The sequence below is a fragment of the Actinomadura chibensis NBRC 106107 genome (assembly GCF_001552135.1).
In the GTDB taxonomy this organism is placed as follows: Bacteria; Actinomycetota; Actinomycetes; order Streptosporangiales; family Streptosporangiaceae; genus Spirillospora; species Spirillospora chibensis.
On the sequence record NZ_BCQP01000047.1, the window covers coordinates 50727 to 70948 of the forward strand.

General features: G+C 72.5%; 17 protein-coding genes. 12 read left to right on the plus strand and 5 right to left on the minus strand.

Annotated elements, in window-relative coordinates; genetic code table 11:
- Nucleotides 1-89: 89 nt before the first annotated feature.
- On the minus strand, nt 90-662 hold the full coding sequence (locus tag ACH01S_RS26625; RefSeq protein ID WP_067897129.1) for a MarR family winged helix-turn-helix transcriptional regulator: 573 nt from the start codon (nt 660-662) through the stop codon (nt 90-92).
- A gap of 374 nt (nt 663-1036) precedes the next feature.
- Between ACH01S_RS26625 and ACH01S_RS26630 the strand changes: the two genes are divergently transcribed.
- Nucleotides 1037-1840 (plus strand): SAM-dependent methyltransferase, encoded by an 804-nt coding sequence (locus tag ACH01S_RS26630; RefSeq protein ID WP_246237186.1) that lies wholly within the window; start codon nt 1037-1039, stop codon nt 1838-1840.
- Between the two features lie 358 nt (nt 1841-2198).
- A complete protein-coding gene (locus ACH01S_RS26635; protein WP_067897133.1) occupies nt 2199-3446 on the plus strand; it encodes an HNH endonuclease signature motif containing protein in 1248 nt (415 codons plus the stop codon).
- Nucleotides 3447-3477: 31 nt separating this feature from the next.
- Here ACH01S_RS26635 and ACH01S_RS26640 read toward each other — a convergent pair whose 3' ends face one another.
- Nucleotides 3478-3918: a MarR family winged helix-turn-helix transcriptional regulator gene (locus tag ACH01S_RS26640; protein ID WP_067897134.1), complete on the minus strand. Its 441-nt coding sequence runs from the start codon at nt 3916-3918 to the stop codon at nt 3478-3480.
- A gap of 84 nt (nt 3919-4002) precedes the next feature.
- Here ACH01S_RS26640 and ACH01S_RS26645 point away from each other — a divergent pair, with 84 nt between their 5' ends.
- Nucleotides 4003-4668, plus strand: a complete 666-nt coding sequence (locus ACH01S_RS26645; protein WP_067897136.1) for a maleylpyruvate isomerase family mycothiol-dependent enzyme — start codon at nt 4003-4005, stop codon at nt 4666-4668.
- A 72-nt stretch (nt 4669-4740) separates the two neighbouring features.
- Nucleotides 4741-5391: a hypothetical protein gene (locus tag ACH01S_RS26650; RefSeq protein ID WP_067897146.1), complete on the plus strand. Its 651-nt coding sequence runs from the start codon at nt 4741-4743 to the stop codon at nt 5389-5391.
- Here ACH01S_RS26650 and ACH01S_RS26655 read toward each other — a convergent pair.
- Nucleotides 5343-6131 (minus strand): acetoacetate decarboxylase family protein, encoded by a 789-nt coding sequence (locus ACH01S_RS26655; RefSeq protein WP_067897150.1) that lies wholly within the window; start codon nt 6129-6131, stop codon nt 5343-5345. The two genes, ACH01S_RS26650 and ACH01S_RS26655, sit on opposite strands and share 49 nt — an antisense overlap.
- Before the next feature lie 161 nt (nt 6132-6292).
- Here ACH01S_RS26655 and ACH01S_RS26660 point away from each other — a divergent pair, with 161 nt between their 5' ends.
- The 3 genes from ACH01S_RS26660 to ACH01S_RS26670 all read left to right on the plus strand — a co-directional run bounded on the left by ACH01S_RS26660 (nt 6293) and on the right by ACH01S_RS26670 (nt 10059).
- Nucleotides 6293-7633 carry a glutamine synthetase family protein gene (locus tag ACH01S_RS26660; RefSeq protein WP_218010406.1) on the plus strand — a complete coding sequence of 447 codons (1341 nt, stop codon included), beginning with the start codon at nt 6293-6295 and terminating at the stop codon, nt 7631-7633.
- Nucleotides 7634-7643: 10 nt separating this feature from the next.
- On the plus strand, nt 7644-8894 hold the full coding sequence (locus ACH01S_RS26665) for a cytochrome P450 (RefSeq protein WP_067897156.1): 1251 nt from the start codon (nt 7644-7646) through the stop codon (nt 8892-8894).
- A gap of 76 nt (nt 8895-8970) precedes the next feature.
- Nucleotides 8971-10059 carry an alpha/beta hydrolase gene (locus tag ACH01S_RS26670; RefSeq protein WP_067897159.1) on the plus strand — a complete coding sequence of 363 codons (1089 nt, stop codon included), beginning with the start codon at nt 8971-8973 and terminating at the stop codon, nt 10057-10059.
- Here the strand turns inward: ACH01S_RS26670 and ACH01S_RS26675 are convergent.
- Together ACH01S_RS26675 and ACH01S_RS26680 are read right to left on the minus strand one after the other, a co-directional pair.
- Complete coding sequence (locus tag ACH01S_RS26675) at nt 10056-11483, minus strand: aldehyde dehydrogenase family protein (RefSeq protein ID WP_067897161.1); 1428 nt, start codon at nt 11481-11483, stop codon at nt 10056-10058. The two genes, ACH01S_RS26670 and ACH01S_RS26675, sit on opposite strands and share 4 nt — an antisense overlap.
- 4 nt (nt 11484-11487) lie before the next feature.
- Entirely contained in the window at nt 11488-12966 is a 1479-nt protein-coding gene (locus tag ACH01S_RS26680) for a PucR family transcriptional regulator (protein WP_067897163.1), read from the minus strand.
- 91 nt (nt 12967-13057) lie between these two features.
- On the opposite strand from ACH01S_RS26680, the gene gabT reads away from it, so the two are divergent.
- The 5 genes from gabT to ACH01S_RS26705 all read left to right on the plus strand — a co-directional run bounded on the left by gabT (nt 13058) and on the right by ACH01S_RS26705 (nt 20006).
- Nucleotides 13058-14419, plus strand: a complete 1362-nt coding sequence (gabT, locus tag ACH01S_RS26685; RefSeq protein ID WP_067897166.1) for a 4-aminobutyrate--2-oxoglutarate transaminase — start codon at nt 13058-13060, stop codon at nt 14417-14419.
- Between the two features lie 163 nt (nt 14420-14582).
- On the plus strand, nt 14583-16283 hold the full coding sequence (locus ACH01S_RS26690; protein ID WP_067897169.1) for an amidohydrolase: 1701 nt from the start codon (nt 14583-14585) through the stop codon (nt 16281-16283).
- Between the two features lies 1 nt (nt 16284).
- On the plus strand, nt 16285-17451 hold the full coding sequence (locus ACH01S_RS26695; RefSeq protein WP_067897172.1) for an ABC transporter substrate-binding protein: 1167 nt from the start codon (nt 16285-16287) through the stop codon (nt 17449-17451).
- Entirely contained in the window at nt 17444-18301 is an 858-nt protein-coding gene (locus tag ACH01S_RS26700) for a branched-chain amino acid ABC transporter permease (protein ID WP_067897176.1), read from the plus strand. The genes ACH01S_RS26695 and ACH01S_RS26700 overlap by 8 nt, the downstream gene beginning before the upstream one ends.
- Entirely contained in the window at nt 18288-20006 is a 1719-nt protein-coding gene (locus ACH01S_RS26705) for a branched-chain amino acid ABC transporter ATP-binding protein/permease (RefSeq protein ID WP_067897179.1), read from the plus strand. Before ACH01S_RS26700 ends, ACH01S_RS26705 begins: the two co-directional genes overlap by 14 nt.
- The last annotated feature ends 216 nt before the right edge of the window (nt 20007-20222 follow it).

Genomic DNA, 20222 nt, shown 5'->3' on the forward strand with positions numbered 1-20222 from the left:
GGGGTGGGCAGGGGTGTCGGAGCCGGGGTGGTCTGGGAGCCCAGGTGTGGTCCGGGTGTGGTCCGGGTGGTAGCCCGGGGTGGCCTAGGTCAGGTGCGGGAGCGGCGGCCTGAGCGGCGGGGTGGGGGCGGGGACTGCTCGCGGAGGGCCGCCCGGCGCTGCTCGCCCTCGTCCTCCAGGTGCTCGATGACGGAGCGGAGCGTCTCGGCGAGGTCCTTGTTGTCGTCGGCGCTCAAACGTTCCACGACGAACGCCTCCTCGGCGTTGAACGCCGGGAACAGGCCGCGCATCAGCTCCTGGCCCTTCGAGGTCAGGCGCAGCAGGACGAGCCGTCCGTCGGTTGCGTGCGAGCCGCGCTCGATCAGGCCGCGGCCCTCCAGCGTCTTCACGACGCCGGTGAGCGTGCCCTTGGAGATGCCCGCCTCCTCGGCGACGTGGCGCGTCTCCATCTCGTCCCAGATCCAGACGACCCAGAGGACGACGAACGCCGTCCAGGTCAGGTCGGCGCCGCGCAGGACCGAACTCTCGAAGTGCTGGCGGATGGCGGCGGCGGCGCGGTAGATGTTGGAGACCGCCATCATCGCGTCGTGCCGCAGCGGGACGTCGCCGAGGCGCCGCTGGATGGCCTGCTCGGTCTCTTGCAGTGTGTGGTGCCCGGTCACGTGCGTCCTCTCTTTGGACAGAATGTGAATCTACCCCTTACCGCGCCTCGTTTGGCTCCGTACGATCCCTGTGGCGCGGAAAATCGGCCGGGGGGCCGTGTGTGTGCGCCGGGGGTGTGTGTGGTGATCGGGGCGGGTGTGTCCGCTTCGTCGGGCGGCCGGGGGGTGTTGGACCGGCGTCCGCGAGGTCGCGAGGTTGCCTTCTTTGGGGTGGTGGCGGCCCTCCTGCCGAGGACGTCGCTGGTCCTGGGGTCGCCGTTTAATTGCTAGTTGCTTGATCGTCCACCTGCGGTCAGATCGGCAGTGGATGGCGTGATCCGGGGTGTTGATCGCTAGGTTGTTCTGCTAGTTGATCACTCCTGGAGGTGGTGGCGGTGGCGGAGGCGCCTCGTATCGACACGTCCGTTCCGCATTCGGCGAGGGTGTGGAACTTTCTGTTAGGCGGCAAGGAGAATTATGATGTCGATCGGCGGGCGGCCGAGCAGTTTCAGGCCATGTTCCCGCAGATCGTGGATATCGCGCTCGCCGATCGCGCCTTCCTCGGGCGGGCGGTGAGGCATCTCGCCGGGGAAGGCGGGATCCGCCAGTTCCTGGATATCGGTACCGGGCTGCCTACCATGGACAACACGCACGAGGTGGCGCAGCGGGTCGCTCCGGAGTCGCGGATCGTTTATGTGGACAACGATCCGCTGGTTCTCACGCATGCTCGGGCGCTGCTGAGCAGTAGTGCCGAGGGCGAGTGCGACTATATCCAGGCCGACCTTCGCGATCCGGGCGGGATCTTGGAGCGGGCCGCCGATACTCTGGACTTCTCTCGGCCGGTCGGGATCATGCTGCTGGGGATCATGCATTTCGTGCACGAGGACCGGGAGGCCCAGCTCATTCTGCGTCGGCTGATGGACGCGGTTCCGCCGGGCAGTTATCTGGTCATGACGCATGCCACGCTGGACTTCGACGCGGGGGAGACCGCTCAGGAGGAGGCGCAGGCCGAGTGGAACCAGAAGTCCGCGAACCCGATGGTGCCGCGAGGGCGGGACGAGATCGAGTCGCTTGTGGAAGGGCTCGACGTGCTGGAGCCGGGGCTGGTCTCCATGTCTCGGTGGCGTCCCGAGCACACGCCATGGGGAGAGCCTGAAGAAGTCGCCGGATATGCTTTGGTGGCGCGTAAGCCTTTCTAGGTTTTCTCGGTTATTTGTTTTTCGGCTTTTTGTTTTTCGGTTTTTCTGTGTTCTAGTTCTTCAGACGGGGTGGGGGCGGCGCTGCGTACGGGGCCGCCCCTCCAAAGTCAAGGGCGCCTTCGGCGTCGCTTCGCGATGGCCTTCGGCCACCCTTGACTTTGGAGCCTCTGCGGCCCCTGGTGCAGCTTTCGTCGGGCAGGCTCCGCCTGCCCCTGCCCGACGCGCCGCCCCCACCACCAGCCAAGAGGGTTGAAAATCCGTTCGGGAATTTTCTGTGGTGGCTCGGCTTTCTTGTGGGTGACACTATTGCAGCTTTTTTCGTGGTGCTGGCGTTGGGCGGAGCTTCTATAATTGAGGTATGGAAAGTGTCGTGATCGAACTGGGCGGGGCCTCTGCCATGGAGTTGGTGGAGGCCGCCTCGGCGATCGCGGCTGAGCTCGCCCGGCGTTCAGCTCCTGAGTCGGCTTCTGCGTGTCTGGAGCTCACGGAGACCCTGGCCCGTGCGAATGATATGCATGAGGTCGCCATTGCCGGTTTTGTGGCCGTTGTTGATCGGGCGCAGGAGGTCCGGCGGTGGGGTTTTCCGTCCACTCAGGCGTGGCTGCGTAATCGTCTGGGCATGCGGGACGCGCGTGCCAAGGAGCGGCTTTCGCTGGCCCGGCAGTTCGAGCGGGTTGGTGAGATGGCTGGGCGGTGGGCCGCCGGGGAGCTTTCGTTCGGGTATGCCGCCACCATTGCGGGGGCGGTCGCTCGGCTTGACGATGACGACTGCCGGGCCGCTGAAGAGATCCTGTTGGGGATGGTCGATCAGGAGTTCTCGGCCGGGAAGGTCGCCTCGTTCGGCCGCCGGATCCGGGACGTGATCGCCGAACGCGACGGGACCGAGCCGCCCGATGGTGACAGTCGGCGTGGATATGAGCGGTCCTGGATCGACTCCACCCGGTCATTGGACGGCGGCCGCTACATCAGGGGCTGGCTGAACGCCGAGGACGCGGCCGTCCTGGACGGGACGCTCGGCCCCCTCGCCAAACCGGCCGGGCCCGACGACCACCGCGACCTGTCCGAGCGGACGGCCGCCGCCCTGACGTCCGTTCTGGCGGGTGGGCACAAGGCCACCAAGGTCACCGTCGTCTGCGATCTCGACACCCTGACCGGTGGTGCCGCTCCGGCCCGGCTGGCGGACGGTACGCCCATTCCCGCCGAGCATGCACGTCGCATCGCGCTTAGTGCAGGGGTGTCGCCTCTGCTGCTCGGGCGCGGGAACCATCCCCTTTACCTGGGGCGTGCCGTCCGGTTCGCCTCCGCCGGGCAGCGCCAGGTGCTCGAAACGCTCTACGCGACGTGCGCCGTCCAAGGGTGCGAGGTGCCGGGGACGCTGTGCGAAGTCGATCACGTGGACGGGTGGGCACTCGGCAACGGCCCCACTGACATCGACCGGCTCGCCCTCTGCTGCGGATGGCACAACCGTTTCAAGCACACGAACGCCGAACAGATCCGCGTCGTGCGAACCGAGGACGGGCTCTACCGGTACCGCGTCCTTCCGCCGCCGGGTAGTAGAGCGGAAGTCGGTGTCGGGCGACCGCCGCCCCAACTGCAGGCCGCCTAGTGATCTACGACGCTGGACCTGGCCGGTCGTGTCAGCGGTCCAGGTAGGGGTCGGTGATCTCGCGGAGGCGGGTGAGGATGTCGTGGAGTTGGTCCATGCGGCGTTTGCCCAGGTGGGCCGTCCAGCGGGCTTCTACCTCGGCTACCGCGGCGTCGCCCACGGGGCGGAGGGCGCGGGCCTGGGCGGTGAGGCGGACGAGGCGGGCGCGGGCGTCGGCCGGGTCGATCGTCCGCTCCACGTATCCGGCCTTCTCCAACTGGTCTACCAGGTATCCGGCCGTCTGCTTGGTCACCTGGGCTGACTCGGCCAGGTCGCTGAGCCGGGAACCGTCCTCGTCCACCCGCTGGAGGAGCTTGGCCTGCGCTTGCGTGATGTCGTCGTGGCCCGCCGCCGCCAGCTCCGCGAAGACGTGGTTCTCCAAGGACCGGTAGGCGATGAACAGCAGGACGCCGATGTTCGGTTCGGCCGCCATGCGACTCCTTGACATTGGTCAGAGGTTCGAATTAATTTAGACAGAGAGGCTGACTAAAAGTCGATCGTACCAAGGCGGGCGCGCGTGGATGCTGCGGCGATGTGGCGGGTCATCGACGCCGAGCGGACGGGAGTGGCCGAGCTGCTCGCCGGGCTCACGGACGAGCAGTGGGAGCGGCCGTCGCTGTGCGCGGGGTGGCGGGTCCGCGAGGTGGCCGCCCACCTGGGGATCGGGCCGCGCGCCCGGCTCGGGTGGGTGCTGGTCGAGACGGTCAGGGCCGGGGGCGGCTTCAACCGGATGGTCGACCGCACCGCCCGGCGGGAGGCCGCCCGCCGGTCCCCTGAGCAGTTGACGGCGGAGCTGCGGGAGGCGTCCGGGTCCCGGCACCTCGCGCCGGGGCAGAAGCTCGGCTACGCGATGCTCGACATCCTCGTCCACGGGCAGGACATCGCCGTCCCGCTCGGGCTCGACCGGGCCATGCCGCTGGAGGCGGCCCGCGGTTCGGCGGAGATCGCCTGGCGGATCGGGTTCCCCTTCCACGCTCGGCGGCGGCTGCGCGGGGTGCGGCTGGCCGCCACCGACGTCGACTGGACGGCGGGCGACGGGCCCGAGGTCGCCGGTCCCATCGCCGCGCTGCTCCTGCTGCTCACCGGGCGGGACGGCGCCGCGCTGGCGCGGCTCGACGGGCCCGGCGTCGCGGTGTTGGACGGGGCGAGATCTCACCCGTCCGGGGGAGCGGGCTCGCGCTGACGGGTGATCAGCTCCCCGGGGGCGCGGCGGTGGACTGGGGACGTCCACGAAACGTCGCCGGAAGGGGCATCGATGACCCTCGTGACCGCATCGCCCGCACGGTTGCGCGCGGCCTGGGGAGCCGCGCACGAAACCGTCCCGGGCGTTCCCCGGTGGGCCCGGATCGCGGCGCTGGCGATCCCGTTCACGGTCCTGCCGTCGGGGCTGTGGCGGATCGCCGCGTTCACCCTCCACCTGCCGATCATCGACCGCGCCGGGTTCGGGTCCGAGGACATGCGCGGCGACCTTCCGGTGTGGCTGCCCCTGGAGCTGTACGTGGTGCTGCTGTCGATCGTGTCGGAGGCGTTCGCCTTCCTGGGGATCGGGATGGTCGCGGGCTGGGGCGAGGTGTTCCCCCGGTGGATCCCGGGGCTGCGCGGACGCCGCGTCCCCACGGCGGCGGCGGTGGTCCCGGCGGCCGTGGGGGCGGCGATCCTGACCGTGATGTGGACGTGGACCGTCGTGACCAGCCTCGTCCTCCACGAGACCATCCAAGGGGACCCGCAGCGGGACGACTTCCCCATCGGCTTCCAGGACTGGAAGGGCGTCCTCGGCGTCGTCGCGTACGTGCCGCTGGTGGCGTGGGGGCCGCTGCTCGCCGCCGTCACGGTCGCCTACTACCGGCGGCGCCGCGCTCAGGCCAGGCGGCGGCCGCCGTCCCAGACCACGCCGACCTGGCGGTAGTACGCGGCGATGGGCTCCTCCACGGTGAGGAGGGACAGCTCCTCGGTGGGGGAGTCGTAGAGGGTCAGCTCGGCGTCGCCCGTCCAGGCCGGGCCCGCCTCGAAGCTCGCCGCGCCCGACTCGATCAGCTCGTCCAGGGCGGCGGGCTGGCCCGGCTCGATGGACGGCAGGTACCGGTGGTGGGCCATCGGGTGGCCGTTGACGAAGCCGTTCGTCTCGGACGGCCCGCGCAGCGTCACCACGGCCTCGGCGAGGCGGCGGTCGGCGGCGGCCAGGGTGGCGCCGAACCGGCCGCCCTCGGCGAGGCGGGGCGCGCCCTGCCCGTACGGGTGCGGGCGGGTCTGGTGGATCGAGCCGAGCTTCTTCGGATAGCCCTGGTGCAGGCCGCGCGCGATGGCGAAGTCCTTGTCGACCCAGATGTAGACGCAGCGGGAGTAGGTCCGCCCCTCGAAGGAGCAGCGGACGACGACGAAGCACTCCTTGTACTGCGCGCGGACCGGGTCGAGGAGTTCCTCGCCGGACGCCGAGCACGACTGCCAGTCCGCCCAGATGATCGCGACCGCGCCCGGGTCCTCGTCGGCCGGGGACAGCGGGGCGGGCAGCAGTTCGGCGACGCGGGCCGGGTCCGTGCGGTACTCGACGGTGAGCAGGTCGCCCGAGTAGTGCCACGGCGGGCTCGGGATGAGGGACGAGCGGCCCGTCGCCGTCCTCGGGTGCAGGAAGCCTCGCACGGTCGCCACCACGTCCTCCCGGAAACAAAGTCGTTTGGGCCCGTACGGTAGTTGGTTCCGCCGGGATCCGCCACTCCGGCGCTGGTGGTCGGCGCATTCGGGGCAGGAGTCTTGTCAGGAGTCTCCCGGCCGCCATATGGTTTGAGCCCAAATGACCTGAGGGAGTGTGCGTGAGCCGACCGGTCGAGGACGTGGTGAAACGGCTGGCCGCCGACGGGATCGACGTGGTCCGGGTGTCCTACGCCGATCTGATCGGCGTCGAGCGCGCCCGGGACGTGCTCGTCGAGCGGCTGCCCGCGGCCATGGAGCACGGGCTGTCGTTCTGCCGCGCGGTCTACCACACGACGCCCGGCGGCGAGACCGTCGACGTCCCCGGCGGGCTGGACGCCGGGCTCCCGGACATCCGCGTCCGGCCCGACCTGTCCACCATCGCCCCGATCCCGTGGGAGGACGGCGTCGCGTCCTGCGTCGGCGACGCGTTCGAGCCGGACGGCGACGACCCCTGCCCCGAGGCGCCCCGCGAGGTGCTGCGGCGGGCCGTCGCGCGGCTCGGCGAATTGGGGCTGGACGCCGTCGCCGGGCCCGAGCTGGAGTACTACGTGTGCGACCCGGACCCGTCCTCGCCGACCGGGTGGCGCCGGTACGGGGACGCGACCGGCAACGTCTACACCGCCGGGCGCAAGGGCGACCCGGACGGCCACCTGCTCCGCGTCCTCCGCCACCTGCGCGACCTCGGCCTCGGCGTGACGATGGGCAACCACGAGTTCGGCGGCGGGCAGTTCGAGATCAACCTGCACCACTCCGGCGCGCTCGACGCCGCCGACCGCGCGTTCCGGTTCAAGGCGGGCGTCCAGGAGATCGCCCGGTCGGAGGGACGGCTCGCGACCTTCATGGCCAAGCCGTTCAACGACCAGGACGGGTCCGGGTTCCACGTCCACCTGTCCTGCCTGGACGCCGACGGCCGCAGCGTCTTCGCCGGTTCTCACGCTGACGGGCTGTCCGACACCGCGCACCACGCGATCGCGGGAGTGCTGGAGCACGCGCCCGCGCTCGCCGCGCTGCTCAACCCGACGATCAACTCCTACAAGCGGTTCGGGCCCGACAGCCTCGCCCCGTGGCTGACCGACTGGGGGCTCGACAACCGCAGCGCCATGGTCCGGATCCCGCCGGAGCGGGGCGAGGCGTCCCGGATGGAGGTCCGGCTCGGGGACGCCTCCGCCAACCCCTACCTCGGCATCGCGGGCCTGATCGCCGCCGTCTACCTGGGCATCCGCGACAAGGCCGTCCCGCCGCCGCCGCTGGAGGGCTACGGCTACGACGCCGCGAAGGCGCCCGTCCTGCCCGGCGACCTGCCGACCGCGCTGGACGCCCTCGCCGCCGACGAGGCCCTCGCCGACGTGCTCGGCGAGCAGTTCGTCACCGCCTTCCTGGCCTACAAGCGGGACGAGGTCGCGCGCTTCCGCCGGCACGTCACCGACTGGGAGTTCACCGAGTACGCCTACCACCTCTGAGGGGGCCCGGTTGCCGCACGAGACCCTGGCCGTGGACCTCGCCGACCTGGACAACTTCATGGACGGCGAGACGCCCTGGCGGATGTTCGCGGAACTGCGCCGCGCCGCGCCCGTCCACTGGAACCCCGAGCCGGACGGGCGCGGCTTCTGGTCCCTGACCCGGCACGCCGACATCGTCGCCGCCGACCGCGACGCCGCCACGTTCACCTCCGAGCGGTTCGTGAACCTGGAGGAGGTGGACGAGCGCCAGGCCGAGATCCGCCGCTCCATGCTGGAGATGGACGGCCCGCGCCACCTGGCGCTGCGCCGCCTGCTGTCCCGCGAGTTCACGCCCCGCGCCGTCGCCGGGTACGCGACGTTCCTGCGCGGCCTCACCGCCCGCACCCTCGACGCCGCGCTGACCGCGGACGCGTTCGACTTCGTCGCCGAGATCGCCGCCGACTTCCCGATCAACGTGCTGGCCCGGATGCTGGACGTCCCCGACGGCGACACCCGCAAGCTCATCGACTGGGGCAACCGGATCATCGCCAACACCGACCCCGACTACGCGGACGTCCTGCTGCACAGCGCGGAGAGCGAGCTGTACCGCGACCTCCCGTTCCGCAGCCCCGCCTCGCTGGAGGTCTTCGAGTACGGGCGCGAGCTCGCCGCCCGCCGCCGCGGCGGGGCCGGCACCGACCTGATCAGCCGCCTCGTCAACCAGCCCCCGGCGGACGGCGTGCCCCTCTCCGAGCGCGACTTCGACAACTACTTCCTGCTGCTCGTCGTCGCCGGGAACGAGACGACCCGGCACGCCATCACGCACGCCATGCGCGCGCTGATCGACCACCCGGACCAGGCGGAGCGCCTGCGCGACGACCCCGGCCTGATGCCGGGCGCGGTTGAGGAGTTCCTGCGCTGGGCGTCGCCCGTCTACCACTTCCGCCGCACCGCGACCCGCGACACGGTGATGGGCGGCGCGCGGATCCGGGAGGGCGACAAGGTCGTGCTGTGGTTCGCGTCCGGCAACCGCGACGAGAACGTCTTCGCCGACCCGGACCGCTTCGACGTCACCCGCAGCCCGAACGACCACATCGCCTTCGGAAAGGGCGGCCCGCACTACTGCCTGGGCGCCGCCCTGGCGCGCCTGGAGATGCGCATCATGTTCGAGGAACTCCTGCCGCGCCTGGCGGACATCCGCCTGGCGGGCGAGCCCCGCCGCGTCCGCTCCAACTTCGTCAACGGCATCAAGGAGATGCCCGTGACCGTCGCCCTCGCCTAGCCGCACGGGGCGGCGTCGGCCGCTGGGCTACTGGGGAGTAGGGTTGGCGTCGGCCTGAGGCTGGAGGGTGGACGTCATGGCGGGTGGCGGTGGTGCGGTGAGCGGGCTCGCGCGGGTCGCGGAGAGGGTTCCGCCTCCGGCGGTGAGCGCGTTCCTGCGGGCGGTGTTCGGGCTGCCCGGGCCGGTCCGGCGGCTGATCGCCGGGGCGCCCGTCCGGCTGGACGGCCAGGAGCTCTCGCTGGACGCCCAGTTCCTCCTGCGGCTGGTCAGCCTGGACGGCTCCAACCTGAGCTCGCCCACGGTGGCGGAGGCGCGGCGCGGCCTCGCGCGGAGCCAGCTCTATCTGAGGCGCGTCCCGGCGCGGCCCGTCGGGACGAAGGAGGTGGACGCGGGCGGCGTCCCGGCGCGGCTCTACACGCCGCGCGGGCTGCCGGACGGGTCCCCGCTGCTCGTCTTCTACCACGGCGGCGGATGGGTGATCGGCGACCTCGACACGCACGACACGGTGTGCCGGTACCTGGCGGTGCACGCGGAGGTGCGCGTCCTGTCGGTGGACTACCGGCTCGCGCCCGAGCACCGCTACCCGGCGGCGGCCGACGACGCGCTCGCCGCCTACGCCTACGCGGCGGCGAACGCCGGGGCGCTCGGCGCCGACCCCGACGCGATCGCGGTCGGCGGCGACAGCGCGGGCGGCAACCTCGCCGCCGTGGTCGGGGTGCTCGCCGGGCGCCGTCCCGACTTCGCGCTGCTGCTCTACCCGGCGACCGACATGACGGTGCGGCGCAGGTCGCGGGAGGTGTTCGGCGACGGCTTCCACCTGACCGACGCCGACATGGTCTGGTTCAGCGACCACTACTGCCCGGACGTCGGCCGCCGCGCCGAGCCCAAGGCGTCCCCGCTGCTGGCCGAAGACCTGAGCGGATTCCCGGCGACGTACCTGGTCACGGCGGGGTTCGACCCGCTGCGGGACGAGGGCGAGGCGTTCGCGAAGCGGCTGGAGGAGGCCGGGGCGCCGGTCGCCCTGCGGCGGCAGGAGGACCTCTTCCACGGCTTCGTCAACACGTGGTCGCTCGGCGGACGCTTCCGGGAGGCGCTGTCCGAGGCGGCCGGGGCCCTGCGCACCGGTCTGTACGCGGGGCCCCGGAAACGGGACGGGCGCGGCTAGAGCGGCAGCCCCGTGAGGATCATGACCTTCTCCTCGGTGTAGTCGGCCATCGCCGACCGCAGTCCCTCGCGTCCGACGCCCGAGTCCTTGACGCCGCCGTACGGCATCTGGTCGGCGCGGTAGGACGGGACGTCCCCGATCACCACGCCGCCGACGTCCAGCTCGCGGTGCGCGCGGAACGCGATGTCGAGGTTGCGGGTGAACACGCCCGCCTGGAGCCCGAACTTGGAGTCGTTGACGAGGGCGAACGCCTCGTCGACGCCGTCCACCGGCTGGACGAGCATGACCGGGCCGAAGACCTCCTCGCGGGAGACCTTGGCGTCGTCGGGGACGTTCGCGAGGACGGTCGGCGCGTAGGCCGCGCCCTCGCGGGTGCCGCCGGTGAGGACCTTCGCGCCCGCGGCGACGGCCTCGTCCACCCAGGACTCGACGCGCTCGGCCGCCTCCTGGCTGACGAGCGGGCCGACCTGGGTCTTGTCGTCCCACGGGTCGCCGGTGACGAGCCCGGCGACCGTCTCGACGAGCTTCGGCACGAACTCCTCGTACACCGAGCGGTCGACGTAGACGCGCTGGACGGCGATGCAGCTCTGCCCCGCCTGGTAGTTGGAGAACAGCCCGATGCGCTTGGCGGCCCAGTCGAGGTCGGCGTCCGGCAGGACGACGGCCGCGCCGTTCCCGCCGAGTTCGAGGGTGACGTGCTTGCGCGGCGCGCGGTCGTTGATCGCCCAGCCGACCGGCACCGAGCCGGTGAACGAGACGATCGGCAGGCGCGGGTCGTCCACCAGCGCGGACGCCCGGTCGTTCGGCACCGGCAGGATCGAGAACATCCCGGCGGGCAGGTCGGTCTCGGCGAGCAGCTCGCCGAGCAGCAGCGCCGACAGCGGCGTCGCGGGGGCGGGCTTCAGCACGATCGGGGTGCCCGCCGCGATCGCCGGAGCGATCTTGTGGGCGGCGAGGTTCAGCGGGAAGTTGAACGGCGAGATGCCGAGCACCGGGCCGCGCGGCACGCGGGTGATGTAGGCGATCCGGCCCTCGGCGGCGGGGTCGGTGTCGAGCCGCTGGGTGGTGGCGCTGAACCGGCGGGCCTCCTCGGCGGCGAACCGGAACGTGGAGATCGCGCGGGTCACCTCGCCGCGCGCCCAGAGCAGCGGCTTGCCGTTCTCGCCGGTGATCAGCCGGGCGACCTCCTCGGACCGCTCGGCGAGCCGCGCGGACACGTGCGCGAGCGCCTCGGCCCGGACGTGCAGCGGCAGCGCGGCGGCCCGCGCCCGGAGCGCGTCGGCGGCGGCGACGGCCTCCTCCACCTGCTCCGGCGTCGGGACGGCCGCCGTCCCGACCACGCGGCCGTCGTAGGGGTGCGTAACGGTGAGCTCGCCGGCACCGGTCTCGGGCCGGCCGGCCAGCCAGAATGGAGTCACGTTCATACGTTCACGCTATCTCCGGCGAGCCGGGAGGCGAGTCGCCACGATGTCCAATCGGCCCGGCGCCGCTGGACGAGATGGCGAGCGCGATCCACAGTTCGGCGCGGACGGCCGGATCGTCCGGGTCGCGGCCGAGCACCTCGGCCGCCCGGCGCATCCGGGAGCGGAGCGTGTGCCGGTGGACGCCGAGCGCCCGCGCCGCCGCCTCGCCCTGCCCGTTCGCCGCGACGTACGCCTGGACGGTCCCGACCAGGCCCTCCGCGCGCAGCGGTGCGAGGAGCGCGGCGGCGAAGGCGTTCGCCGGGCCGGGCTCCAGCAGCCGCAGGACGCCCTGGCCGGGGAGGTCGGCGTAGCGCAGGACGTCCCGCCGCGCCCGGACGGCGGCGGCGAGCGCCTCCTCCGCCTGCCGCAGCGCCGCCGGAAGATCGTCCGCGGCCGGGTCGCTGACGCCGACCGGGCCGGTGCCCGCGAGCAGCGGCTCGACCGCGCCGAGCAGCCCGTCCGGGACGATCACCGCGGCGTGCCCGCCGAGCGGCAGCACCAGGCAGCGGGCCCCGGCGGGGTCGGACTCCAGCGCGTCCGGCACGGCGGGCCCGCCCGCGCAGGCCAGCACGCGGACCGGTCCGCGCGGCACCTCGGGGCCGTCGCCGGGCCGGCCGAGCAGCAGCGCCGCGACCGAGGCCCGCAGGTCGCGGCCGGTGCGCGGGGTCTCGGACTGCAGCGTCAGCAGCGCGACGGCCGCGCCGACGATGGTGTGCGCGGCGTGCGGGAGCGGCGCGCCCGTCCCGACGGCGAGGAACCCGCGCGGCCGCCCGCCGAGCCCGATCCGCTGCACGACGACGTGGTCGTCGGGGACGGCGAGGGCCAGGCTCGCGGCCGTCCCGCCGTCCGCCGTCCGGCGGCGCAGCCGGGGCAGCTCGGGCGCGATCGCGGCGGCGCGGTCGCGGGCGGCGGCGGGCTCGGCGTGCCGGACGTCCCCCGCCGGGTCGAGCAGCAGCGCCCACCCGCCGAGCAGCCGGGCGAGCCGGGCGACGAGCGCGCCGGGCCCGGTGAGGGCGGCGCGGGTCAGCTCCCGCTGCGCCTGGAACGCGCGGGTGACGTCCTCGTACCACTCGGCGGCGAGCATCCGCGAGACGGCCTTGCCGATCGCGATGAACGGGGTGGGCCGGGGCACCTCCAGCAGGACGAGCCCCTGCTCCCGCGCCGCCGCGAGCAGCTCCGCCGGGACGGTGTCGTGGATGACGCCGACCGCGAAGCCGAGCCCGGCGACGCCCCGTCCGACCAGGCGCGACACGTACGCGGCGGCGTTCGCCGGGGTCAGCCGCATGCCGGTGGTGAGGACGAGCTCGCCGCCCTCCAGGAAGGGCGTCGGGTCCTCCAGCTCGCTGACCGCGACCCAGACGACCGGCGTCTCCGGGAGCGGGCCGGTGCGCGAGCGCAGGCCGAGCTGGGGGAGCGCGGCGACGGTGGCCAGAGTGGGCGGCATCGCAATCCCTGTGCAAAGTGTCCATCCGGAGGGACGGAATTCGCCGTCCCGTACTGTTCATCGTAGGCGGCGCCCGGCCTATGTTCGGGCCATGACCAGCCAGGATCCCGCCCTGCCCGCAAGCGGCGCGCGGCTGCCGCAGGAACGCCGCCTCGTGACCGAGATCCCCGGGCCGCGCTCCCGGGAGCTGCAGGAGCGCCGCACCGCCGCCGTGCCGCCGGGCGTCGGCAGCGTCCTGCCGGTGTACGTGACGGACGCCGACGGCGGCGTCGTCGTCGACGCGGACGGCAACTCGCTGATCGACTTCGGCTCCGGCATCGCGGTGACGAGCGTCGGCAACGCGAACCCGCGCGTCGCCGCGCGGGTGAAGGCGCAGGCCGACCGCTTCACCCACACCTGCTTCATGGTCGCGCCGTACGAGTCGTATGTCGCGGTCTGCGAGAACCTCAACCGGATCACGCCCGGCGACCACGAGAAGCGCTCGTTCCTGGTGAACAGCGGCGCGGAGGCGGTGGAGAACGCCGTCAAGATCGCCCGGTACGCGACCGGCCGGGACGCGGTCGTCGTCTTCGACCACGGCTACCACGGCCGGACGCTGCTGACGATGACGCTGACCTCGAAGAACATGCCGTACAAGCAGGGGTTCGGGCCGTACGCGCCGGAGGTGTACCGGGCGCCGCTCGCCTACCCGTTCCGCTGGCCGACCGGCCCGGAGAACTGCGGCCCGGAGGCGGCGGCGCAGGCCGTCGACCAGATCGAGAAGCGGATCGGCGCGTCGAACGTGGCGGCCGTGGTGATCGAGCCGATCCAGGGCGAGGGCGGGTTCATCGTCCCCGCGCCCGGGTTCCTGCCCGCGCTCGCCGAGTTCTGCCGCGCGAACGGGATCCTGTTCGTCGCGGACGAGGTCCAGACCGGCTTCGCGCGCACCGGCGACATGTTCGCCTGCGAGCACGAGGGGATCGTCCCGGACATCGTCGCGACGGCGAAGGGCATCGCGGGCGGGCTGCCGCTCGCGGGCGTCACCGGCCGCGCCGACATCATGGACAAGGTCCACGTCGGCGGGCTCGGCGGCACCTACGGCGGGAACCCCCTCGCCTGCGAGGCGGCGCTCGCCGTGCTGGAGGAGATCGAGGACGGCAAGCTGACCGAGCGCGCCCGCCGGATCGGGGAGACCATGCTGCCCCGGCTGCACGCGCTGGCCGAGCGGGTACCGGCGATCGGGGACGTCCGCGGCCGCGGCGCGATGCTCGCCGTCGAACTCGTCAGGCCCGGCACGAAGGACCCGGACCCGGAACTGACCGCGCGGGTCGCCCGGCGGTGCCACGAGCGGGGCCTGCTGGTGCTGACGGCGGGCACCTACGGGAACGTGCTGCGCTTCCTCCCGCCGCTCGTGATCTCCGATGATCTCCTCGCCGACGGACTCGCCGTCCTGGACGCCGCCTTCACGGACTGACCTGCCAAGATCCCGATTCCACCGACCCTCGGGGAGGGTCGGTGGTTTCATCATGCCCGGGAGTCTGTGAAGGGCGTCACTCCGTTATGCCCCCGTTATTGACCCTCCGTCTTTCGGGCCCGTACGTTCGCAAATACGTTTGGGCCCAAAGGAGGGGCGGAGGATGGACGCAAACCCGGACCTGGTGCTGCTGAACGGCGAGGTCCTGACCGTCGACGCGGAGTTCTCCGCGGCGCAGGCGCTGGCGATCACCGGCGGGACGGTCATCGCGGTCGGCGACACGGCCGAGATCCGCGCGCTGGCCGGCCCGCGCACGGAGGTGGTCGACCTGCGCGGCCGCACGGCGCTCCCCGGCATCAACGACTCGCACCTGCACGGCTGCGCCTTCGGGGTGGCCCGCCCGCCGCTGGCGCTGGACGTCGGGTTCCCCACCGTCCGGTCGATCGCCGACATCCAGGCGGCGGTGAAGGAGGCCGCGTCCCGCACCCCGGAGGGCGAGTGGATCCGCGGGTACGGCTGGGACCCCGGCTACCTCGCCGAGTGCAAGGACGCCGACCGGATGCCCGACCGCGCCGACCTGGACGCGGTCGCCCCCGCCCACCCCGTCTACCTCCAGGACTTCACCGGCCACCTGACCTGGGCCAACTCCCGCGCCCTCGAACTGGTCGGGGTCGACCGCGACACGGTGGCGCCGGAGGGCGGGGTCGTCCACGCCGACGGCGCGGGCAACCCGACCGGGCTGCTCGCCGAGCGCGCCCAGGAGCTCGTCCAGGGGAAGCTGCCCGCCTACACCCGCGCGGAGATCGAGCAGGCCATCCGGGAGGCGGTCGCCGTCCTCCAGCGCGAGGGCATCACGAGCTTCACCGAGCCGGGCCTCGGGCCCGGCGGCAAGAGCCTGTTCGCGGGCGCCGCCGACCAGCTCACCCTGGACGTCTACGCCGACCTCGCCCGCGCCGGCGACCTCGGCGCGCGGGTCAGCGTCCTGCTGCTGCTCACCGGGATGGGCGGCTCCGCCGCCGAGATCGCCGCCGGGCTCGCCTCCGCGCGGATCCCGGCGGACGTCGACCCGCGGCTGCTCCGCGTCCTCGGCGTGAAGATCTTCGCGGACGGCACCCCGCCCAACAAGACGGCCTGGATGCACGACGAGTACGAGGGCGGCGGGTTCGGCTGCCTCTGCGTGCACGGCGCGGCCGACGCGCTGCGCGCCCGCGAGCTCAACGAGATGGTCAGGCTCGCCCACGTCGCGGGCCACCAGCTCGGCATCCACGTCACCGGCGACCGGGCGCTCGACGCCGTCGTCGACGCGCTGGAGGCCGCGCAGGTCGAGCACCCCCGCGACGACCCGCGGCACTACGTGATCCACGCGGACCTCCCGGGGGCGCAGAGCCTCCGGAAGCTCGCCGAGCACCGGTTCGGCGCGAACATGAACCCGGCGATCAAATGGACGATCGTCGACATGCTGGAGGAGATGCTCGGCCCCGAACGGGCCGCCTACCAGTATCCCGTGCGCTCGGCGATCGAGGCGGGCATCCCCGTCACGGCGAGCTCCGACGCCCCCGTCACCTACCCGAACTGGCGGCAGGGCATCACGGCGATGCTGCTGCGTGAATCCAAGGCGAGCGGCCGGACGTTCGGCCCGGAGGAGCGCGTCGGCCTCCCGGACGCCGTCCGCGCCTACACGGCGAACGCCGCGTGGCAGGACTTCGCCGAGGATTGGAAGGGCTCCCTCGAACCAGGCAAGGCGGCGGACGTCACCGTTCTCGACGGCCGCCTGACCGGCCTCGACCCGCACGACCTCCCGGACGTCCCCGTGGCGATGACGGTCTTCGACGGCCGCGTCGTCCACAGCACCGAAGGCATGTGAGATGCGCATCGCAAAGATTCTGCTGGCCGCCGCGCTGGTCGCCCCGATGGCGGCCTGCGGCGACTCCGGCTCCGGCGACGGGCCGATCAACATCGGGTCCGTGTCGACCCTCAGCGGTCCGGTCACGTTCCCCGAGGCGTCGCAGGCGGCCCGCGCCGTCTTCGACGACGTGAACGCCAAGGGCGGCATCAACGGACGGAAGATCGCCTACACCGCGGCCGACGACAAGGGCGACCCGGCGAGCGCCGCGCTGGCCGCCCGCGACGTCATCCAGAACAAGAAGGCCGTCGCCCTCGCCGGCGGCGCCAGCCTGGTGGACTGCCAGGTCAACGGCCCGCTGTACGCGCAGAACAAGATCACCGACGTGCGCGGGATCGGGATCGACCCGGGCTGCTTCAGCTCGCCGAACATCTCGGCGGTCAACACCGGGCCGTACTTCGGCTCGACGGTCTCGCTGTACTACGCGTCCGAGACGCTGAAGCTGAACAAGATCTGCTCGTTCTTCGTCATCATCGGCGGCACGGCGAACGCCTACAAGGAGGGCGTCGACCGCTGGACCAAGATCACCGGTAAGAAGCCGCTGATCACCGACCTGAGCCTGTCGGCGAACACCACCGACTACACGCCCTACATCCTGCGGGCGCGGGACGCGGGCTGCCAGGCGGTCCTGTTCAACGGCACCGAACCCATGCTGGTGGGCTGGGTGAAGGCGGCGCAGGCGCAGAAGGTCAAGGGCATCAAGTGGCTGTTCCTGGCGCCCGCCTACACCGTGGAGATCGCGAAGGCGCTGGGCCCGGCGGGCAAGGACGTCGTGGCGCTCTCGGAGTTCGAGCCGTACACCGAGGCGAACTCGACGGTCAACCAGGACTGGCGGACCATCATGACCAGCCACAAGGTGCCGCTCACCTCGTTCGCGCAGGGCGGCTACCTGGCCGCCACCCACCTCGTCGAGGTGCTGCGCGGCATCAAGGGCGACATCACCCGCGAGTCCGTCACCAAGGCGATGAAGGACCTGAAGCCGCTGCCCTCGAACATGACCGGCACGCCGTTCGCGTTCGGGCCCGGCGACGCGCACGCGCCCAACACCTCGGCGAAGTTCGTGAAGCCGGACGGCAAGGGCGGCTGGACCGTGCTGACCCCGGATTGGATCAAGCTTCCCAATGCTTGAGGGTGCGATAGCGGGCCTGGCCGGGGGCGGTGCGTACGCCGCCCTCGGCCTGTGCCTCACGCTGATGTTCCGCCTGGTCAGGGTCGTCAACTTCGCGCAGGTGGCGATCGGCGTGATCGGCGTGTACACGATGGCGCTCACCGTCGACCACGGCTGGCCGTACGGGCTCGCCGCGCTCGCCGGGCTGGTCGTCGCCACCGTCGTCGCCGCCGCGCTCGGCTGGGTGATGGGACGCTGGTTCGGCGAGGCGGGCGCGGACCAGCGGTCCGCGATCTCGATCGCGTTCCTCGTGTCCCTGCTCGCCGTGTCCTACCTGGCCTACGGCACCGACCCGCGGCGGATCCCCGGCAAGTTCGGCGGGTCGCTGTTCACCGTCAACGGCATCACGATCACGCAGGCCGCGGCCGTGTGCACGGTCGGCTCGATCGCGGTCGCGGCGGGCGCCTGGCTGTTCCTCGACAAGACGGTCCTCGGCCTGCGGCTCCGCGCCCTGTCCGAGCGTCCGACGACGGCCGAGCTGCACGCCATCCCGTCCCGCTGGCTCGGCGTCGGGATGTGGGCGGCGACCGGGCTGCTCGCCGCCGCCGTCCTGCTCGTCGTCGCGCCGCAGCAGACCAGCGACCAGACGTCGCTGTCGCTGATGATCATCCCGGCCGGCGCCGCGGCGCTCGTCGGGGGGTTCCGCAGCCTCGGCAGGACGGTGGCGGGCGGGCTCGGGCTTGGCGCGCTCCAAGGCGCGCTCGCCCACGTCAGCGAGTTGCAGCAGTACCGCGACACGGTGCCCTTCCTGGCGATCCTCGCCATCCTCATCTGGTCCCAGCGGCGGGAGGTGTGGGATGCCGCGCGTTGATCCCAACCTGGTGAAACGGACGGCGATGTTCCGGCAGCCGCTGGCGGCGCTCCTCGTCGTCGTGGTCGCGGCGGTCGCCGTCCCGCAGTACTGGCTGTTCCTCGCGACGTCGGCGCTCGTGTCGGCGGTCGCGCTGCTCGGCCTCGGCATCGTCGGCCGCGCCGGGATGAACTCGCTGTGCCAGCTCTCGTTCGCCGCCGTCGGCGCGTGGACGGTGGCCCAGCTCAACGTCTGGTCGGCCCCCGGCACCCTCATCCTGTGGACGGTCGTCGGCGGCATCGTCGCGATGCCCTTCGGCGTCCTCATCGGGCTCCCGGCGCTGCGGCTGCGCGGCGTGCACCTCGCCGTCGTCACGCTCGGCTTCGCCGCCGCCGCCGACGTCGTCGTGTCCGCGATCAACTTCCCCGGCGTCGACAGCTACCAGCAGGTGATGCGGCCGGAGTTCATCGCCACCGACCGCCAGTACTTCGTCTACGCGGGACTGCTGTTCGTCGTCCTGTCGCTCGCCGTCGAGTGGGCCGGGCGGACCCGGATGGGCGCGTCGTGGCGGGCCGTCCGGTTCTCCGAGCGCGCCACCGCCGCCGCCGGGACGAGCGTCGCCGGCGCCAAGCTGTCGGCGTTCGCGCTCAGCGCGTTCGCGGCCGGGCTCGCGGGCGGGCTGCTCGCCGGCCAGGTCGGCATGATCACCGCGCAGAACTTCGGGACGATCGGCTCCCTCGCCCTCTTCGTCGTCGCCGTGATGGCGGGCAGCGAGTACGTGTTCGGCGCGCTGTTCGGCGGCTTCCTGATCATGTTCGTCCCGGAGTTCTTCCGGCGCGCCGGGATCTCCCAGGACTGGGCGAACGTGCTGTTCGGGGTCGGCGCCGTGCAGGCGCTGTCGCAGGGCACGAGCATCAGCGACGGGTTCGCGAAGCGGCTGCGGGCGCGGCGGCCCGCCGCGGTCCCGCCGCCCCGCGAACCGGCCGGCGGCGGCAGGCCGCCGCTCGGCGCGAAGCCGCTGCTGGAGGCCAAGGGCGTGGGCGTCCGGTACGGGCAGGTCACCGCGCTGCAGGGCGTGGACCTCGTCGTCCCGGAGGGCACCGTCATGGGCCTCATCGGGCCGAACGGCGCGGGCAAGTCGACGCTGATCGACGCGCTGTCGGGGTTCCTGCCGTCCGCGGTGGGCTCGGTCACCCTGGACGGCCGCCGCCTCGACGGGCTGCCCGTGCACCGCCGCGCCGGGGCCGGGCTGCGCCGCACGTTCCAGCAGGACCGCGTCCCGACCGGCCTCGCCGTCGACGCCTACCTGCGGTTCGCCGCGCACCGCCTCGTCACCCGCGACGAGCTGGAGGAGATCCGCGGGTTCCTCGGCTGCCCGCCCGGCGACGCCCACGTCGCCGACCTGGACGTCGGCAGCCGCCGGCTGCTGGAGGTCGCCGCCGCGATCCTCGCCAGGCCGAAACTGATCATCCTGGACGAGCCCGCCGCCGGGCTCGCGCACGCCGAGTCGCTCGCGCTCGCCGACCGGCTCGTCGAGGTCCCGGCCCGCTACGGCGCGTCGGTGCTGCTGATCGAGCACGACCTGGACATGGTCCGGCGCGCCTGCGCGCGGATCGTCGTCCTCGACTTCGGCGCGGTGATCGCCGCGGGCGAGCCCGCGCAGGTGCTGGCGAGGCCCGAGGTCGCCCGCGCCTACCTGGGGGGAGAGGAGGCGGCGCTCACATGACCAGGGTCGGACAGCGCGTTGACCTCCCAAATGCCGTTTTCGCCGACATCCGCAACGCCGCGTGGCAGGATTCGCCCGAGGATCGGAAGGACGTCCTCGACCTGGCAATGCGGCGGACGTCGCTGTCTTCGACGGCGTACTCACCGCCCTCGACCCCCGCGACCTACCGCAGGTGCCCGTCTCGGCGGATGGTCGTCCACACCGAAGGCATTTTGA

Bases quoted from the DNA above. Each gene is read 5' to 3' on its own strand.
- ACH01S_RS26635 (WP_067897133.1), top strand. From the start codon at position 2,199: ATGGAAAGTGTCGTGATCGAACTGGGCGGGGCCTCTGCCATGGAGTTG.
- ACH01S_RS26640 (WP_067897134.1), bottom strand. From the start codon at position 3,918: ATGGCGGCCGAACCGAACATCGGCGTCCTGCTGTTCATCGCCTACCGG.
- ACH01S_RS26650 (WP_067897146.1), top strand. From the start codon at position 4,741: ATGACCCTCGTGACCGCATCGCCCGCACGGTTGCGCGCGGCCTGGGGA.
- ACH01S_RS26670 (WP_067897159.1), top strand. From the start codon at position 8,971: ATGGCGGGTGGCGGTGGTGCGGTGAGCGGGCTCGCGCGGGTCGCGGAG.
- ACH01S_RS26675 (WP_067897161.1), bottom strand. From the start codon at position 11,483: ATGAACGTGACTCCATTCTGGCTGGCCGGCCGGCCCGAGACCGGTGCC.
- ACH01S_RS26680 (WP_067897163.1), bottom strand. From the start codon at position 12,966: ATGCCGCCCACTCTGGCCACCGTCGCCGCGCTCCCCCAGCTCGGCCTG.
- gabT (WP_067897166.1), top strand. From the start codon at position 13,058: ATGACCAGCCAGGATCCCGCCCTGCCCGCAAGCGGCGCGCGGCTGCCG.
- ACH01S_RS26690 (WP_067897169.1), top strand. From the start codon at position 14,583: ATGGACGCAAACCCGGACCTGGTGCTGCTGAACGGCGAGGTCCTGACC.
- ACH01S_RS26695 (WP_067897172.1), top strand. From the start codon at position 16,285: ATGCGCATCGCAAAGATTCTGCTGGCCGCCGCGCTGGTCGCCCCGATG.
- ACH01S_RS26700 (WP_067897176.1), top strand. From the start codon at position 17,444: ATGCTTGAGGGTGCGATAGCGGGCCTGGCCGGGGGCGGTGCGTACGCC.
- ACH01S_RS26705 (WP_067897179.1), top strand. From the start codon at position 18,288: ATGCCGCGCGTTGATCCCAACCTGGTGAAACGGACGGCGATGTTCCGG.